Origin of the sequence: Vibrio sp. 1731, from assembly GCF_033339955.1 — a bacterium.
Classification (GTDB): Bacteria; Pseudomonadota; Gammaproteobacteria; order Enterobacterales; family Vibrionaceae; genus Vibrio; species Vibrio alginolyticus.
The window spans coordinates 24614-42865 of record NZ_JAWOVO010000018.1; the positions used below are offsets into that span (position 1 = coordinate 24614).

Annotated in this window: 18 protein-coding genes; 6 read left to right on the forward strand and 12 right to left on the reverse strand. The window is 44.7% G+C overall.

Annotated features, from left to right (window positions below; translation table 11 throughout):
• The first annotated feature begins 97 nt into the window (after window positions 1-97).
• Window positions 98-484, forward strand: coding sequence for a lactoylglutathione lyase (gene gloA / locus R7035_RS18500; protein ID WP_033906507.1), 387 nt, complete (start codon window positions 98-100; stop codon window positions 482-484).
• Between the two features lie 11 nt (window positions 485-495).
• Window positions 496-1596 carry an alkene reductase gene (locus R7035_RS18505; protein WP_318146220.1) on the forward strand — a complete coding sequence of 367 codons (1101 nt, stop codon included), beginning with the start codon at window positions 496-498 and terminating at the stop codon, window positions 1594-1596.
• 117 nt (window positions 1597-1713) lie between these two features.
• Here the strand turns inward: R7035_RS18505 and R7035_RS18510 are convergent, their stop codons facing one another.
• Entirely contained in the window at window positions 1714-1989 is a 276-nt protein-coding gene (locus R7035_RS18510) for a nitrogenase-stabilizing/protective protein NifW (protein WP_053349151.1), read from the reverse strand.
• A gap of 241 nt (window positions 1990-2230) precedes the next feature.
• On the opposite strand from R7035_RS18510, the gene R7035_RS18515 reads away from it, so the two are divergent.
• Window positions 2231-4081 (forward strand): acyltransferase family protein, encoded by a 1851-nt coding sequence (locus tag R7035_RS18515; protein WP_318146221.1) that lies wholly within the window; start codon window positions 2231-2233, stop codon window positions 4079-4081.
• A gap of 79 nt (window positions 4082-4160) precedes the next feature.
• Here the strand turns inward: R7035_RS18515 and R7035_RS18520 are convergent, their stop codons facing one another.
• From R7035_RS18520 to R7035_RS18535, 4 genes are all read right to left on the reverse strand, one after another.
• A complete protein-coding gene (locus R7035_RS18520) occupies window positions 4161-4631 on the reverse strand; it encodes an RES family NAD+ phosphorylase (protein WP_005376497.1) in 471 nt (156 codons plus the stop codon).
• A gap of 1 nt (window position 4632) precedes the next feature.
• Window positions 4633-5085 (reverse strand): antitoxin Xre/MbcA/ParS toxin-binding domain-containing protein, encoded by a 453-nt coding sequence (locus R7035_RS18525; RefSeq protein ID WP_005376498.1) that lies wholly within the window; start codon window positions 5083-5085, stop codon window positions 4633-4635.
• A gap of 165 nt (window positions 5086-5250) precedes the next feature.
• Window positions 5251-7425, reverse strand: coding sequence for a catalase/peroxidase HPI (gene katG, locus R7035_RS18530; protein ID WP_318146222.1), 2175 nt, complete (start codon window positions 7423-7425; stop codon window positions 5251-5253).
• A 186-nt stretch (window positions 7426-7611) separates the two neighbouring features.
• Window positions 7612-9153: a glutamate synthase-related protein gene (locus R7035_RS18535; RefSeq protein ID WP_206954159.1), complete on the reverse strand. Its 1542-nt coding sequence runs from the start codon at window positions 9151-9153 to the stop codon at window positions 7612-7614.
• Between the two features lie 156 nt (window positions 9154-9309).
• On the opposite strand from R7035_RS18535, the gene R7035_RS18540 reads away from it, so the two are divergent.
• The gene (locus tag R7035_RS18540) at window positions 9310-9789 is read left to right on the forward strand and encodes an aminoacyl-tRNA deacylase (protein WP_206954160.1); all 480 of its coding nucleotides are present in this window, start codon (window positions 9310-9312) and stop codon (window positions 9787-9789) included.
• A gap of 175 nt (window positions 9790-9964) precedes the next feature.
• Here the strand turns inward: R7035_RS18540 and R7035_RS18545 are convergent, their stop codons facing one another.
• The 3 genes from R7035_RS18545 to R7035_RS18555 form a co-directional block, all read right to left on the reverse strand.
• Window positions 9965-11377, reverse strand: a complete 1413-nt coding sequence (locus R7035_RS18545) for a coniferyl aldehyde dehydrogenase (protein ID WP_132937213.1) — start codon at window positions 11375-11377, stop codon at window positions 9965-9967.
• 125 nt (window positions 11378-11502) lie between these two features.
• On the reverse strand, window positions 11503-12075 hold the full coding sequence (locus R7035_RS18550; RefSeq protein ID WP_047101443.1) for a GNAT family N-acetyltransferase: 573 nt from the start codon (window positions 12073-12075) through the stop codon (window positions 11503-11505).
• A gap of 104 nt (window positions 12076-12179) precedes the next feature.
• Window positions 12180-12638, reverse strand: coding sequence for an NUDIX hydrolase (locus R7035_RS18555; RefSeq protein ID WP_047101439.1), 459 nt, complete (start codon window positions 12636-12638; stop codon window positions 12180-12182).
• Window positions 12639-12806: 168 nt separating this feature from the next.
• On the opposite strand from R7035_RS18555, the gene R7035_RS18560 reads away from it, so the two are divergent.
• Window positions 12807-13712, forward strand: a complete 906-nt coding sequence (locus tag R7035_RS18560; protein WP_005376505.1) for a DMT family transporter — start codon at window positions 12807-12809, stop codon at window positions 13710-13712.
• Between the two features lie 79 nt (window positions 13713-13791).
• On the opposite strand, the gene R7035_RS18565 is transcribed toward R7035_RS18560, so the two are convergent.
• Window positions 13792-14106, reverse strand: coding sequence for a DMT family transporter (locus R7035_RS18565; protein ID WP_005376506.1), 315 nt, complete (start codon window positions 14104-14106; stop codon window positions 13792-13794).
• Between the two features lie 394 nt (window positions 14107-14500).
• Between R7035_RS18565 and R7035_RS18570 the strand changes: the two genes are divergently transcribed.
• Complete coding sequence (locus R7035_RS18570; RefSeq protein WP_047101437.1) at window positions 14501-15865, forward strand: endonuclease/exonuclease/phosphatase family protein; 1365 nt, start codon at window positions 14501-14503, stop codon at window positions 15863-15865.
• A 284-nt stretch (window positions 15866-16149) separates the two neighbouring features.
• Here R7035_RS18570 and R7035_RS18575 read toward each other — a convergent pair whose 3' ends face one another.
• The 3 genes from R7035_RS18575 to rarD form a co-directional block, all read right to left on the reverse strand.
• Complete coding sequence (locus R7035_RS18575; RefSeq protein ID WP_047101435.1) at window positions 16150-16683, reverse strand: hypothetical protein; 534 nt, start codon at window positions 16681-16683, stop codon at window positions 16150-16152.
• Window positions 16677-17063, reverse strand: coding sequence for an MAPEG family protein (locus R7035_RS18580; protein ID WP_047101434.1), 387 nt, complete (start codon window positions 17061-17063; stop codon window positions 16677-16679). The genes R7035_RS18575 and R7035_RS18580 overlap by 7 nt, the downstream gene beginning before the upstream one ends.
• Before the next feature lie 209 nt (window positions 17064-17272).
• Window positions 17273-18178 (reverse strand): EamA family transporter RarD, encoded by a 906-nt coding sequence (gene rarD, locus R7035_RS18585; protein WP_250654653.1) that lies wholly within the window; start codon window positions 18176-18178, stop codon window positions 17273-17275.
• Window positions 18179-18252 lie beyond the last annotated feature (74 nt).

The following is an 18252-nucleotide window of genomic DNA, read 5'->3' on the forward strand; positions in this document are numbered from 1 at the left end:
TAAATAATCATTTTAATAATTAACGATAATTTCCAGTTTATTTAGAGTGGCGATATGGTTTGCATAGTGATTACGCAACGTTATGAAAAGGCGACTTATGAAGCTTCTCCACACGATGATCCGTGTAGCTGACCTAGACAAATCTATCGAATTTTATACAAAAGTTCTGGGAATGAGTGTTTTGGATCGTTTTGAAAACCAAGAATACCGTTACTCACTGGTGTTTGTTGGTAACCCTGATCAACCAGATGGCGCGACCATCGAGCTAACTTATAACTGGGATACCGACAGTTACGACTTGGGTAACGCATTCGGACACATGGCACTGGGGTCTGAAGATATTTACGCCGCTTGCGAAAAAATTAAAGCGCTTGGTGGCAACGTTACTCGCGAGCCAGGTCCAATGAAAGGCGGAGAAACTCACATCGCGTTCATTAAAGATCCCGATGGTTACCAAATCGAACTCATCCAAACTCACAAATAACGAGGTTTCCTATGACAGACGCATTATTTCAACCCATTCAACTTGGCTCTCTCTCATTAAAAAACCGTATCGTTATGCCTCCGATGACGCGCTCTCGTGCTTCTCAACCAGGTAATATCGCTAACGACATGATGGCGACCTACTATGCTCAACGTGCTGAAGCGGGCCTAATCGTTGCTGAAGGCACACAAATTTCGCCAATGGGTCAAGGCTATGCATGGACACCAGGCATTTACAGCCCAGAGCAAATTGCTGGCTGGAAAAAAGTAACTGATGCAGTGCACGAGAAAGGCGGCACTATCTTCGCGCAATTGTGGCACGTTGGTCGTGTGACTCACCCTGATAACATTGGCGGTGAGCAACCTATTTCTTCTTCTGCGCTAAAAGCAGAAAACGTGAAAGTATTTGTCGATAACGGCACAGACGAACCGGGTTTTGTCGACGTGGTTGTGCCACGTGAAATGACCAAACAAGACATCAAGAACGTTATTGAAGAGTACCGCCAAGCCGCACTAAACGCGATAGAAGCCGGATTCGATGGTATCGAGCTTCATGCAGCGAATGGCTACTTGGTTAACCAGTTTATCGATTCTGAAGCGAATAACCGCACCGATGAATACGGTGGCTCTATTGAAAACCGTCTGCGTTTTCTTGGTGAAGTGATAGAAGCGATGACGCAAGCTATTGGCGCTGAGCGTGTTGGTGTTCGTCTTGCACCATTCACTTCGTTAAATGGCACCGTTGATAGTACGCCAGTCGAAACCTACACCGCTGCTGCTGTGCTGCTTGATAAACTCAATGTGGTTTACATTCACATTGCAGAAGTAGATTGGGACGACGCGCCAGACACTCCGCACAACTTTAAAACCGCAGTTCGTGAGGCGTACAAAGGTACACTGATTTATGCCGGTCGTTACAACGATGAAAAGGCGCAACACGCGATTGAAAGTGGTTTAGCCGACATGATTGGTTTTGGCCGTCCGTTTGTTGCAAACCCAGACTTACCAAGCCGCATCAAGCATGGCTATCCACTGGCAGAACATGACCCTGCCACATTGTTCGGCGGCGGTGAAAAAGGCTTAGTGGACTACCCTGCGTACCACGCGGGTTAATTCATCTACGTAAAGCTGATTCGCAACTCGCGACAAACCAATAGCGAAACCAAAAGAACCTTGCTCTTCCCCCTGTAACGCCAAGATGCAGGGTTCTTTTTAGGCAAGCCACCAGAATTAACGTCTTTGACAAGATGTACAACCTCGACACGCAGAGCGCGTCGTTTTACTGAGCAAACTGCGTTGTACTTTACAGTAAGCATTCTTTAAAGCACGACGACCTGAAAACCAATCATCCGGTTTAGTGAGGATTAAGTAGCCGTTAAACCTCTTAACCAACTCGGTTCGATTGTTTTCGATAAATCGGCTATCAAACTCGATGTCGAAGTAATTCAAAGCCTCTTCGATACAAGTAAAGCTGGCAATTTTTTCCTGAATCGTATTCTCTGTCATCGTTTCTTTAGCGTAATCATTTTCAATGAAGTCTAAGTGCCTCGCGCTTTACGTTCTTTGATTTAGCGCTTCTTAAGATCATTCTTTATGGGGTTTCCATATTGAAATTCAATTTGGGAATTCGTTAACCCACCTAGCATTTTCATTTTGAAAATCACTTTAAGGCACTGATTTAAATAAACATTATTTCTGGTTCATATTTTGCTCTACTTCATTAAACGGAATGTTGGAGCAACACGATATGACTTACAGAGCAGAAGTAGACGGATTAAGGGCTATTGCTGTCACGTTGGTGATTTTGTTTCATGCAGGAGTTGAGCAATTCGCTGGTGGCTTTATTGGCGTCGACGTGTTTTTTGTGATCAGCGGCTATTTGATCACCACCATCGTGATTAACGACTTAGAAAACCAGAAGTTCAGCCTTGGTGATTTTTATGAGCGACGCATTCGTCGCATACTCCCCCTCTTACTGGTGGTGATCGCCGTCAGCTATTTGATGTCTTGGTGGCTATTTTTGCCGCAAGCACACAAAGACGTTGGTCAGTTCGCAGTGTCTTCCATTCTCTCTTCATCCAACATTCTTCTGTATTTGAAAGGCCACAATTACTTCGGTTTAGAAGATCAAGCCAATCCGCTGTTTCACACTTGGAGCTTGGGCGTTGAAGAACAATACTACATTGTCATTCCTTTGCTACTCATGCTACTCGCTCGTGGCAAAAACGCGTTTTACCTGACTTTTTTTATCACGGTATTTGTGCTGAGTTTGATGACTATTGTCTACGCGAGCAACGATCCTGATTTCGCTTTTTACATGATCTTCTCTCGCGCTTGGGAGCTGGCAACCGGTTCATTACTCGCATTAGTGATGAGAAAAGTCCAAGTTCAATCTAACGATACTCTAGCAACCATTGGCATCGTTTTGATATTGGCTTCCGCGCTTTTGTTTGAAAAATCGCAAGATGGCGCGGGCATTACGCTGCTGGTGCCGGTCATCGGTAGCGCGTTGGTGATTTTGTTTGCCTCTAAAGGCAATGTCTGCGGTAGATTACTGAGCCTAAAGTGGGTCGTGTTCGTCGGCTTAATCAGCTACAGCTTATACTTGTGGCACATTCCATTATTTGTCTTTTACCGCTACATGTTGGACACAACACAAGACGTCAATATCCCGCTTTACGTTATCGCTCTTTTTGTACTGTCTTACTTCACTTGGCGCTTTATTGAAAAGCCGTTCCGTAGCCGAAAAGCCATGAGCATGCGCACTGTGTCCGCGGTTATTGTGTTGTTGACGTTGCCCTTGCTAACGCTCGGCGTTATCGGTCATCAAAACGGTGGTTTTCCAGAAAGAAGCGCATTTTTCGAGGCCATGCGCGTTAACAACGGTTATGGTTTAGATTGCAACGGCAACACCAACGTTAACGATGTGTGCTCGTCTGCGCCGCAGCCCGCCATCGCTGTGTTAGGCAATAGTCACAGCATGGTTTACGTGAAGCGTCTATCTGAAGTAACACCAACTGGCGTGGTGCAACTTACTCAAGATTCCTGTGCGGTCGGTTATGTCGACATCCTAGAAGCTGCTGGCTCAATTTCTTGCCGACAGTTCTTCAATGAGGCTGTCGATACCATTCTAAGTACCCCTTCCATTCGTCGCGTTGTTATCTCTTCTAATTTCAATAAAGAGCTTTCACAAGCCGATTATGAAGCATCATTAACCAAATTATTGAATGAACTGAAAGGAAAGGAAGTGGTCGTTTTCGGTCCAACCCCTTCTGCACCGTTTGCGGTAGGAGAATGCCTTTGGAAAGCGCGTTTGTTTGGCGAGACAGAAGAGTCTGCCTGCGACTTTTCTCCCAAACAACATCACCCTCAAAACGTGGCGAAGTTAGTGAACTACTTTGAGCAATTTGAGCACGTTGAGTTTGTCGACTTGACCGATGCCATTTGCAGAAATGGCGTATGTCGAATGAGAGTTGGAGCAAACAATGCGATGTATACGGATGACAGCCATTTATCTTACAAAGGTGCTGAGTTGGTGCTTGGGCATTACCACAACAGTACAAATGAAGCGCAACAGTTCACTTACGACCGACAATAACCAAGGGAATAAACTTTTATGCTTCAGCGCTTATCTCAGGTAAGCGCTGAATGCTTTAAAGCAAGACAAAGCTAGGCGTCTATTTGAAAATGCGCGGATCAAACGCGAAATCGAGCTTTTCGGCTTTCTTGATGATCTCTTTCATTTTGGGATGATTTGGATTCACCACGTAGTTTTTATCACGAGGTGAAATCGTTGAAGGCACTTGCAGCGCGGCAAACTCTGGATGAGGATCATTGAGAAACTGATCACCAATGTACTGCGTAGACTCGCTCGCCGGTATTGCTCGCCACGTCACAGGGAGATCTTCTTCATCTAAGGTGGCGATGAGGTATTCTGGCATTTCAATACGATATAAATCGTAAAGTTTGGTGATAGCAGGATCGTTGTTTACGTGAACAAATACTTCCAACGAGCAAAGGGATTCCGATTCAGAGAAGTAGAGGGCTTCGGTTCCTTTTGAATTCCATCGCCCTCCAAACAACTTTGCGCCAACGGGGCTGAATGGCGTGTCAGCGAATTTCTTTTGTGTGAGACGATAGAGCTTCATATTACGAGAATACCCCGTGCTCTAAACGGCCGATCAAATCTTTTACGATTTCAAAATCCACCGTGGTCGAGACCATATCAAGTGGACGTTTTCCACCTAAGCCATACACATTCTCTCTCATCCATTTTAACGCGCGCTCTTCGTCGTCAAACAGTTCTGTCGCGAGTTTCAATAACATCGCTAATCGATAGATTGCATCACTTTCTTGCGTATTGAAGCGTTCATCGTTTTTTAGACGACGCTTGACCGTGCTGACAGGTATCAATGTGACGTTTTGAAACTCACTCTGAGAAAGCTTCACACGCTCAACAATATTGCGATACACCTTTGGCTCAAAGCCTTTGTGAACCGCATCAGTGCGACCTGTTTCAGCGTCTTCAATACCCAACATAAACCAGAAATTGGCTTTATGAGGTTGTTTCGGTTTGAAGCTTTTTAATGCTGCAGTTGCCATATCAAGCTCCTATGGTTCATATGGTCCAGTTATTATGGTTCAAATGAGCTTAACTTTCAATCAAAGTAACAATCAAAGTAAAAAGATAGGTAAAGAAAAAGGCGAGCTTTTCGCCCGCCTCTCTTACTTATTCATCAACCCATTTACCGACGGGCATCGTTTCACTTATTGCAAGTCAAAACGATCCGCGTTCATGACTTTCGTCCATGCGGCGATGAAGTCATGGATGAATTTTTCCTGATTATCATCTTGCGCATACACTTCCGCATACGAACGCAGGATCGAGTTTGAACCAAAGACAAGATCCACTCGAGTAGCCGTCCACTTCACAGCGTCGGTTTTACGATCACGGATTTCATATTGATTAGCACTCACTGGTTTCCACGTATATGCCATGTCAGTAAGGTTCACGAAGAAATCATTCGACAAAGTGCCGACTCGCTCAGTAAATACGCCCTCTTTTCCACCGCCGTAGTTACTGCCTAGAACGCGCATACCACCGATAAGTACCGTCATTTCTGGCGCCGTTAGCCCCATAAGCTGAGCACGATCTAATAAAAGCTCTTCTGGCTTAACCGCGTAGTCTTTCTTCAACCAATTTCGGAAACCGTCAGCGACAGGCTCAAGAACTTCGAATGATTCAACATCCGTCATCTCTTGGGTGGCATCACCTCGGCCTGGCGCGAATGGCACACATACATCATGACCTGCGGCACGCGCAGCCAGTTCAATACCTACGTTCCCAGCAAGCACGATAGCGTCTGCAACACTACAGCCCTCTTCTGCTGCTATTTTTTCTAACACCGCAAGAACACGTCTTAGACGTTCAGGTTCGTTCCCTTGCCAATCTTTTTGCGGAGCCAAGCGAATTCTCGCGCCATTTGCACCGCCTCGGCGGTCAGAGCCACGGTAAGTACGCGCACTATCCCACGCCGTACTTACTAACTCACTAATGGATAGGCCACTTGCTTCGATTTTTGTTTTTACTAAATCAACATCGCAGTCTGTCTTACCTGCGGGCGTTGGGTCTTGCCAAATAAGATCTTCGCTTGGCACATCAGGGCCGAAATAACATGATTTTGGTCCTAGATCGCGGTGTGTCAACTTAAACCAGGCACGAGCAAAAACGTCATCAAAGTACGCAGGGTCATTTTGGAACTTTTCTGCAATCTTACGATATTCAGGGTCCATTTTGAGCGCCATATCGGCGTCGGTCATGATTGGATTGTAGCGCTTAGAACCGTCTTCAACATCGACAGGCTTGTCTTGTTCTTCAATGTCGATTGGCTCCCATTGCCATGCGCCAGCTGGGCTCTTTTTCAGTTCCCAGTCATACTTAAATAGTAGGTGGAAGTATCCGTAGTCCCATTGTGTAGGGTGCGTTGTCCAAGCACCTTCAATGCCACTCGTTACCGTGTCACGGCCAATACCACGTGTTTTGTGGTTAATCCAGCCAAGACCTTGCTCATGAACGTCTGCTGCTTCGGGCTCTGGGCCAAGGTTTGCGGCATCACCATTACCATGACACTTACCCACCGTGTGACCACCAGCTGTGAGCGCGACGGTTTCTTCATCGTTCATTGCCATTCGCGCAAAGGTCACTCGCATGTCATGTGCTGTTTTGAGAGGATCTGGGTTACCGTCTACCCCTTCAGGGTTCACATAGATAAGACCCATCATTACCGCAGCAAGCGGGTTTTCTAAATCTCGCTCACCAGAGTAGCGGCTGTTATCAGCGTCACTTGTGGCTAACCATTCTTGCTCAGAGCCCCAGTAAGTGTCTTTTTCTGGGTGCCAAATGTCCTCTCGTCCAAACGCAAAGCCAAAGGTCTTAAAACCCATGGATTCGTACGCCATGTTACCGGCAAGGACAATCAGGTCTGCCCAACTTAGTTTGTTGCCATATTTTTTCTTGATTGGCCATAAAAGGCGTCGAGCCTTATCGAGGTTGGCGTTATCTGGCCAAGAGTTGAGAGGAGCAAAGCGTTGGTTGCCTGTAGCAGCACCGCCACGGCCATCCGCAATACGATAACTGCCCGCTGCATGCCATGCCATTCGGATCATTAAACCACCGTAGTGTCCCCAGTCGGCAGGCCACCAGTCTTGGCTATCAGTCATTAAATCTTTTAAATCTTTTTTAAGTGCTTCGACATCTAGCTTTTCCAGTTCTTCTTTGTAATTAAAGTCCTGACCAAATGGGTTGGTTTTGGAGTCGTGTTGATGCAGGATGTCTAAGTTCAAGGCATTCGGCCACCAATCCATCACCGACTTATCTGTAGATGTTTGCCCACCATGCATAACTGGACATTTACCTACCGAACCGCCGTTTGCTTTGCTCATATAATGCTCCTTCGTGTCGTGGTTGTGGTAACCACTCTTTGTTATTCAATAAATCGAATATCCACCTCAAACAGCGTAGTTCATACACTGTTTTTTTAGTTAACGCCAAGTCAAAATTTCAAACATTTCAGCGAATAAATAATTGTTATCAAACATGTACCTATATGCAGAAAATATGGATAGAGATCAGTTTAAGTCCATACCTGAATACTTAATCCCAGACAGCCTCGCCATGTTGTGATCCCAGGTCGCTAAATCATGATGACTAAATTCACTCAGAGCGTGATGACCACACGCCCTCGCCATGACTTTCATGAGCTCGACCGAGGATTCGAAGAAATTTTTCAGTTGCTGGGATGACTTTTCAACGTCGAGACGCTGCCTCAAATCGGCATTTTGTGTCGCAATGCCTGCAGGGCAATTATTGGTGTTGCAGATGCGAGCCGCGACACAACCGATCGATTGCATCGCACTGTTTGCTATCGCTACTCCGTCTGCTCCAAGTGCCAACGCTTTGACAAAATCCGTAGGAACTCGCAACCCACCAGTGACGATTAATGTGACGCTGTCACTTACACCTTTTTCATCTAAGTACTTACGTGCACGAGCTAATGCAGGGATGGTGGGCACACTAATATGATCACGGAACATAGTTGGCGCCGCACCCGTGCCACCACCGCGACCGTCTAAGATGATGTAATCAGCCCCAGCATCAAGCGCAAACTGAATGTCTTGCTCAATATGGTTGGCACTGAGTTTAAATCCAATTGGAATACCGCCTGTGATGCCACGAACTCTGTCAGCAAACTTTCTGAAATCGTGAGTAGTGTGAAGATCTTTGAACGTTGGTGGTGATATCGCTGGTTGTCCCTCGGGGATGCCTCTCACCTGAGAGATCTTACCTACATTTTTATTTGCAGGCAGATGACCACCCGTGCCCGTTTTTGCTCCTTGCCCGCCTTTGAAGTGAAACGCCTGAACATTAAGAAGCTTAGATTCGTCGTAGCCAAATTGAGCACTAGCAAGCTCATAGAAATACCGTGAATTGGCGGCTTGCTCTTCCGGTAACATGCCACCCTCACCAGAGCAAATCCCAGTCCCTGCCAACTCTGCACCTTTTGCTAGTGCAATTTTCGCCTCTTCAGAAAGTGCGCCAAAACTCATGTCCGACACCAACAAAGGAATGGCGAGTCTGAGCGGCTTACGCGCGTTTGGTCCCACAATCAACTCGGTAGACACAGGAACGTCTTCCAACAACGGTTGTGTCGCCATTTGCGCCACCATGATTTGTATAGCATCCCAATGTGGTAGCAAATGCCTAGGAACCCCCATTGCAGCCATCGGACCATGATGACCGAGTTTAGAGAGTCCTTCTCTCGCTAATTGGTGGATAAACTCGAGGGTTGGTTCTTCTTGAGTAGCAGACGCCGTTGGTTTGTCTCTTTTCTCTCGCTTTTGTTCCGGTCCCTCTTTACCGACTTGCTCTGCGGTAAATCGCTTGTGTGTACCATCACAAAAAGGAGCATTGGCGGTATGCTTACATTGGCAGAGATAGGCATCTTCGTCTTTTTCCGCACTAAAGCTCATTGGCTTTAAGCCGGTTCCCGAATGAGACCCATCGCAGTAAGGTTGATTTTTAGAACGCCCACATCGGCAGAAGTAATATTCTTGCCCAGCTTTCAACTCTACTTTGATCGGCTTGTTATCAGCGATGATTGGCTTGCTCATGTTGCCCCCTATTTATTATTGTTAACCATGCTTTCTCGCTGGCTTGCAATAAGCGTAGAACAGGAGCGTAAAGAGCGTCAGTGTCGCCGAGTAAAATGCGCGATTGTCGCCCGACTAACCTATACTTTTTATGGGTCTCATACACGTGGAGGCTATATGACGATTGCAACCCGATTAGATGAATATTTGACTGAGCATAACATTCACTTTCAAACCGTGAATCACAGCCACAGTCATAGCTCGCTACAAAGTGGTGTTGCAGCAGGTGTGCCTTTAATGAATATCGCAAAAGGTGTGATTCTAGAGGATCATGAAGGGCGTCATATGATGGCGGTCTTACCTGCCAACAACAAAATCAGTTTGTCGAGATTAAACGACGAATTTAATGCCACCTTCCACTTGGTGAAAGAGCGTATGGTTTACCGACTCTTCACCGATTGTGAACACGGCGCTATTCCACCGATTGGTAGCCCTTACCACATGTCGACAGTTTGCGATGAAAGACTAGCAAACTTGGAATATGTCTACCTTGAAGCTGGCGATCATGAAACTCTGATTAAGCTGGACCGAAAGGCGTTTAAAGAACTGATGAACGACTGTAGATATCTAAGATTCAGCAGTGAAGTTCTGCATTAAACTTGCCAAGATCTCTCGACACTTCCTGAACAAGGCTCTTTCAACAAGAGCCTTTCTTTGTTTTGTTGGTAGCACGCGATGGAAGTTTCTCGGACTGTGGTGTTCAGCGTTTCAGAGCACATAGAAACAAAAAACCGCCTATTCGGGCGGTTTTTTATCAATCAAATCATAATTATTATCGAACAAAGATCTTTTGGATCGCTTTTATCGCCATAGCCCTACGGCGCATTAATACGCTCGTTCTTGGCAACCATTTCGGTGTGTGAAGAATGGTTTTCGCATGACTAAAAGTTCTGAATCCTTCCTCTCCGTGATAATGCCCAATACCCGATTCACCAACGCCACCAAAAGGCGCATCTTCAGCGCCAACATGTAAAACCGTATCATTAACGCCGACGCCACCACTGTGGGTGTTGCGTACAATATGTTTGATGGTCGATTTGTCGTCCGACATAACATACAGCGCAAGTGGTCTTTGGTGCTGATTAATGTAGTCAATCGCTTCATCAACGGCATTGTAGGGCTTAACAGGTAGAAATGGCCCGAAGATCTCCTCTTGCATGATTCGCATATTCGGCGACACATCCGTGACCAAATGAGGATACAGAAGTCGTTCCTCTTGGGGCGACGCTTCAACAGTGTGAAGGTTAGCACCTTGCGCTTTTGCATCCTCAAGTAGCGCAGTCAAACGATCATATTGTCGTTGGTTGACAATATGGGTCAGCTTTTGATTCTTGTTGGATTTTAAATAGAGCTTTTCAAAACGTTTTAAGAATAGCGAAATGAACTCTTCGACACGTTCTTGCGGTACAAACGCGTAGTCAGGCGCGACACAAATCTGGCCTGCATTAATGCATTTACCAAACAAGATAGCATCAACGGCTTTCTTCATGTCTGCATCTTTTGCAATGATCACCGGGGACTTTCCACCCAACTCTAACGTCACCGGGGTAAGGTTTTCCGCTGCCGCTTTTGCCACTGCGCGGCCAACACTCGTAGAACCCGTGAACAAAAGGTGATCGAATGGCAGTTGGCTGAATGCTTGTGCGACGTCTGCTTCACCCTCAAAAACTTCGACATACTCAGACAACCCACGGCAAATATCGACGATGACTTTATTGGTTTTTGGCGTAAATTCGCTGAGCTTCATCATCACGCGGTTGCCAGCAGCCAATGCTGTCACTAAAGGCGCAAGGCTCAAAATCACAGGAAAGTTCCACGGTGAAATGATCCCGACGACACCTAACGGTTGATACTGAACGGTTACTTTAGAAGGTGCGAGCAATAAGCCGGATTCGCGCTTGCTGGGTTTGCACCATTTTTTTAGTCGCTTGAGGGTATAATTAATATGCGAGACCGTTGGCAAAACGTCGGTCATTGCGGTATCAAATTCTGAGCGATAGCCAAAATCGTCACTTAACGCTTCAACCAGCGCTTGTTTGTTCTCAAGCAGAGATTTTTTTAACAAAACGAGGCGCTGTTTACGTTCATCCAAACTAGGATAAGGCTCGGCTGCATATGCCGCTTTTAAGCGTCCGAGGCTTTGCTGTAACAAGTTATCTACTTCAACCTCTGTGATTGCGTTCATGATGCTTCTCCTAGCCTAGTTTCTGCCAATGACGCCCCAAGTTAACACGAGCGCAACAATGTTACTATTATAGCGCTCGTGAAGTTAGAGTTCGAACTCTGATTAAAATATTTCTGGGGTGGATACTACATCAAACGTAGTTCATAAATGCCTAGTCGTTGAGAGCGGTCAAGCATATCGAACTCATGATCAACGTATTCTTTTAATGTGGCGCCTGCACGCTCAGCAATATTGATGCTAGCGATGTTATCTTCCATACAATGGAACTGAATGAATTGTGCGTGCCCTTTCTGCTTCAAAAAAGGGATCAATACTGCGAGCACTTGATCAATCACACGATGGCCTCGCCCATTGTTGGCAAGCCAGTAGCCAATTTCAGTAACACGCGTATGTGAATCCACACCTTTAATGCCAATAACACCCGTAAGCTGCTCATCAAAATAAATTGCACACCAGTGGGAATCCAGCGCGTTACTGTTCACTCGCTGGGAAATGTAGTTAACGGCCTCTCTATGATTCGTGACAGAATCCGTCCAAGGTAGATAGCCCTCAAGGCTCTCTCGGTGAGTGTTCACAACCTCTAGTAAAGCGGACGCGTGTTTCGTGTTGAGGGGCTCAATTGAGACCCTTTGCGAGACGGAAAAACGCTTCTGTAAGTGATTTCCTTGATACGTCTCTTGGCATGTGACTTCATCCATAGATGTTATTCCTTTTTATTGTGAACGCTCAGCGCAAATCCTAACGCTTCATTTTATGAGAACAAACCTCTCTATAAAAACTAATCAAAGCCGTTGCCGTTCATTTAGCCCTTTTGATCGATCAGCGTAAATGGCGTTAGTGATGCCACATCTACATAATGTTTCCATACATGTTCATATAGGTGATGCTGATTGGCAAACGGAGCCAGCTGCTTAGCTTCTTCAAGCGTACACCAGCGATACTCTGTATGCTCTTCGTTAAGAACAACTGATTGGTTAGGCGGACAAAGTAGCACAAAACATGGGATAACCATGATACGGTTATTTTTTGCTTCGTAGAACTGCTCTAGAAAGTCTGCTGTATGTAACTCAACTTGGTCAATTAGTGTCTCTTCTTTTAACTCTCTTAAAATGGTTTGCCACCCGGCTTCACCCGCTTCGATACCACCTGCAACATGGCACCAATAGCCACCTTTTACGCGTTTGAGTAACAACATTTTTTCTATGCCATCAATTTTTGAAATGACAACGCCTGAAACATGCGTTGCTTTTATCGGGATCATGTAAGCTCCTTAAATATCGAGTTTTTATTGTTACGCTGAGAGAGGCAGATTAATTGCTACGTATTCTACTGTTTATTCATCTTGCCGACAGAAGTGTTTGAGTTTAGAGGATTTAATCGCTAACTAAGTATGCTAAAGTGAGATCTGTCGCAACAAATGAGCAGTAAAATGTCCAATTCATTCAACACTATGATTCCCATCGGTGTGCGCTTTATGGTGCTTTCCGCGTTCGGCTTTGCTCTGATGTCGGCTACAGTAAAGCACGTCGGCAACTACGGTATCCCCGTTTTTGAAATCGTTGCAGCAAGAGCGCTCGTTTCACTTATCATTAGTTATTTCGATGTAAAGCGAAAACGAATTTCTGTATGGGGCAATAATAAGCCATTACTATTTGCACGCGGTGCTGTGGGTACGATGGCTCTGATGTGTGTATATTATTCAGTGACCACCTTACCTTTGGCAGAAGCGACGATATTCCAATATATTCATCCGGTATTTACTGCACTACTCGCCGTATTTTTCTTGAAAGAGCGCATCCAGCCGTCAACTTTCCTTTGTATTGCGTTGTGCTTACTCGGCATCTATATCATGGTAAGCCCAGAAACTGGGCAAGGCTCAGATAGCGCTTTACCAATGTTTAGCGTCATGATTGCGATCTTAGGCGCATTTGGTAGCTCAATTGCCTACGTCATTGTCAGAAAACTGAGTCAGACAGAAGACAGCTCAGTGATCATTTTCTATTTCCCGTTGGTTGCTCTCCCCGCTTCACTCTTACTGATTGGCGACGATTTTGTAATGCCCGATTTATATCTGACTTTCATGTTGGTTCTAGTTGGTGTCTTTACCCAAATTGGACAATTGGGGTTAACCAAAGCGATGCAAACTCAACAAGCGGGTAAAGCCTCCGCTTATTCGTATATCCAGATCGTATTTTCTGTGTTGTTGGGCATCATTTTCTTTGGCGAGGTTCCGATCATTTGGACGTACGTCGGTGGCGGTCTGATTGTTACAGGCGCATTAATTAATGCGTTTGGTCATCACTTACGGTTACCTTTTATTAAGCGCAACGCTTGATATACCTCGCCAGAACCGTAAACACGACATTTAGAAAAACAGCCAGAGTGACTCTGGCTGTTTTGTGTTTAGCCTAACGTTAAGCTGATATTTTTAACCCTGCGATACCAGCGACAATCATTAGCAAGCTTAAGGCTTTGATAAGTGTTGCTGGCTCATTGAACAGATAAATACTCACGACTGCCGTGCCTATTGCGCCAATCCCTACCCATACTCCATAAGCAATGCCTAAAGGCAAGGTTCTTAACGCAATGCCAAGCAACCAAAAGCTCAATAACATAAAGACAATAGTGAATGCCGAAGCACCGAATTTGGTAAACCCTTGTGAATATTTAAGACCGACAGCCCATGCGATTTCACACAAGCCCGCAATGAAGAGAATTCCCCAAGCCATGTCACATTTCCCAACGAGATGGGGTCGTCCCCGAGAAAAGATAGAGCGGTGAGGTCGTCCTCACTTCTGATTGACTGCTTATTATATACGGAAATCTAAACATAAAAAATAAAACACGTCGATAAGCATACAACTCAAACATCTCATGCACGCTTAAATTCTACGCTTTTCTTTTTAACGGTGGCGGACTCTCTATTTCGCATCAATAACGACACCGTTTTTTAACAATTTACATATAACCTTCTGGTGTTGAAAGTGTTGCATTTATTGCACAAATCACACAAAAACTAATTGAACATGTAAATATGAAAACGTTTGTGTGACTAATATCGCTTAAAACAATGACTGATGACTTTAATATTCAGCCGAATTAATTATAAGGTATGACGTACCCATGAAAGCAATCAAAACCTCTATCGCTGTCCTTGTTGGCGCCGCTCTACTATCTGGATGTAATGACGATACTGAATACGTCAATGTCCAGCCTAAAGAAGTAAAAATAGCGACTTACAACCTCTCTTTTGACCGCGCTACCTTCGAAACTTTGGTAGATGAAATGCAAATTGAACCAACGCAGCAAGCTGCGTTGGTCACCTCTTATTTAGACGGTTCAATCGCAGCCGAAGACAAAACCACTGCGGAAAAAGTCATTCAAATTCGTAACGTTGCAGCAATCATTCAAAAGAATCGTCCTGATGTTCTCATGATGGCGGAATACAACAACGATGGAACAGGTGAAAGCAAAGCAGCCATTGAAGGATTCCAGAAGAACTACTTGTCTGTCGCGCAAAGTATCGATGGCGCGGGCGGTGAAGCAAACCTTGAGCCTATTGAATACCCTTATGCTGAGTCTTATTCAACCAATACAGGGTTATTGAGTGAGTTTGATCTCGACAACAACGGAACCGCAGGTCAAATGCCAGGTGATGCATGGGGCTTTGGCATGTACCATGGTCAATATGCATTTGCCCTTATGTCTAAGTATAAAATTGACACGGCAAACACACGTACATTCCAAGCATTTAAATGGAAAGATATGGAAGGTGCGAAAATTCCAACCATTACTATCTGTGACGGTTCGCAAAAGATTCCAGACGGCATGAAGTGTGGTGATGAATGGTACTCAGCGGAAGAATGGGATCAAGTGCGTCTATCTTCGAAAAATCACGTCGACGCGCCAATCATCATTCCAACTCGCAATGGCGAAGAAGTTGTACACTTGTTGATGTCTCATCCTACTCCACCAGTATTCGACACCGGTAAAAACAAAGCGCAAAACGCAGCAGAAGTGGAGTTTTGGCATCATTACATTCAAGGCAAAGACTATTTTTACGACGATGCGGGTAAAACAGGTGGCTTAACGAACGGCACTAAATTCGTAATGATGGGTGATCAAAACCTTGATCCAGTGGCTGGTGACGGTATTAGCTCTGTAATGCAAGAGCTGCACAACGATCCATTGGTTAATCAAACCGTGATGAATGGTGAGCTTTACCCAACAAGCTTTGGTGCAGCTGAACACGCTGTTGACCGCAGTTCAACTCACCCATATCCGAATCGCATCACTTCAACGTTTGGCTTAGGGGTAGACTATGCCTTGCCTTCAGCAAATTTGAATGTAATAGACTCTGGTGTGTACTGGTCAGCGTCTTATGAAGAAGGCCGTAAACTATTTAACGATGCACGTATCGGTAAGTATGGTGATGGTAAGGATGTATCTTCCGACCATCGCATGATCTGGATTAAAGCACAGTTCTAGACTGCATAAAAAAAAGCCAACCACAAGGAGTCGTGATTGGCTGTATATATTTGTGAACAAGATGGTTCACTAACAACGTCAGTTGGCTAGGTGACCCTCGGCTTAGAAAGGGTCACTCATACTAAAGCATGAGGCGTGCCAACTTTTCAGTGCACAAAAACAGGTTGTTATTTAATCACTTTCATTAAAACTTAACCAATAGCTACTGTTTGCTCACAGAATAAATTGCAATTTGCAAACTACCATTGGCATTTCGCAATAAACCTGATCTTTAGCTCTTGCTTTTATTGCTTCCTAGCTAAGTCGCGTGCAAGGATTAACGCAAGTCCGAATACTTGCAAGAAGAGTCCGATATTCTTGTACCAAGCGATCTTTTCATCCTGCTTTGCCATTACCTCATTGAGCTCTACATTCTCAATGTAGTAATTATCGATGCGGTCTCTATACGAAGCTTGTGCCTGATTTATCTTTGACATCAGTTGAGGAAGTTGATCAATTTTTATTTCATCCGACTCGTTGAGAACCCAGGAAGATAAATGCCCTGCTAATACCTCTTCTAGCTCTAAAGGTATCGCTACGCTCTGACTTATGTGCACATGCAGCAGTAAAGCTTCTCTTTTTCTTTCTAGGGTTTCCACACTGTTCCATGCGAGTTGGATGGAATACAAGTTTTCTGCTGTTTGCTCTGCGAGCTGCGAGTGCTGTTTACCCAACTTATCAAGGACTAAGCTAGTAACGATGATCGCGCCAATATTCAGTACTAATCCAATCAGAACGAGTACCCAAGGCGATGGAATATAACGTCGCAGACTTACCATAACTTATCGTATGGCAGGTAAATCATATTTAACACAACCAATGAAAGTATCACCAGAAATGTCACCTGCATCCCTCTAATGCGCTTTTTCAAGTCTTTTTTCAATATGCCTTTAGCATGAATAACTCGACCAATTACAAAAATAACACCGATGAGATGTATCCATGTTGGGTAAGCACTATTGAATTCTAAAAGTGCCATTAAAATCAGGGTGATGGGGATATATTCTGTCGCATTACTCTGGGCACTACGAGCAATTTGTAGAGCCTCTACCCCACCATCGGCATAAGCAATTTGATTTAAGCGACGTTGCTTAATTACTTGAACAGCCAACCAAATAATGAGTATTGCGAGAATGTTGGCATACAGAGCAGTGATCATATGTCGTCCTTCTTGATCTGGTTTTCACTTATATAAGCGTGTCACTTGGCTATAACTATAGCGGTATCATTATGATAATGCGTAAAATAATCTCAAGTTATGATTTCTATTCAGGCAAAAAACGAAAGCCAATGCTTCATGACATTAAAAATGCCCTCGAATGGAGGGCATAAGAATAAAGAAGCTAATATGTGAGAATATTGAAACCACTATAAGGGGTGTTTGACCAGCTTTTTGCGCCGATGCCCTTTGATAATACTTTCAAAAATGGTGAACAACAGCCCTACCCAAATAAATGCAAAGGTCACCGCTTTCACTTCGTCAAACAACTCGCCAAAAAACATAACTGCCAACACAAACTGCAAGCTTGGCTCGATGTATTGCATTAGACCGACGGTTGATAAATTAGTTATACGTATTGCGATAGAATAAAATACAAGTGGTAAAAGTGTGATAGGTGCACTGCCAAAATACAAAAGCAATGTTTTGGTATCTGTGCCCGAAGCCAGTTCACCAGTTGCCCATTGTTTATAGAGCAAATATGCGAGTGCAACTGGAGTCAGTAACAACGCCTCAACAAACAAGGTTGTACTCCAGTCATAATTTATCTTCTTCTTGTACAGCCCATACAAAGCAAAGAACAACCCCATCGTTAGTGCGATAACGGGTAGCTGACCATAGTGAATCACTTGATACATAACACCAATTGTTGCCAGCACGATTGCAATAAGTTTGCCTTTTGAGAGCCTATCCCCAAGAATAAATACGCCCAGCGCAACAGATACTAATGGTCCAATAAAGAAGCCTAAGCTGGCATCGATGACCCGATGATGGGTCAAAGCCCAAGTGAACGCACTCCAAGAAATACACATCAAACTGCTCGCCACAAACGTGTACCACAAGGATTTTTTATCAAGCCAGATTTCTTTCCAATTCAGCCCTCGACGGGTTATCCCAAGTACAATTAGAAACCCGACAGGTACAGACCCAATGATTCGCCATGCTAGCAACTCATCCATAGAAGCATTCGGTAAATAACGATAATAAATTGGTAGCAATCCCCAGATCACAAAGGAGAATGCTGCCATAAAAGTGCCATAACGAGTGTTATTCATAAAACTATCGCCCATCTAAACGACCAATTTGGCGTAAGTAAACAAGTCCGCCATACATAAAAAGGAATGCAATC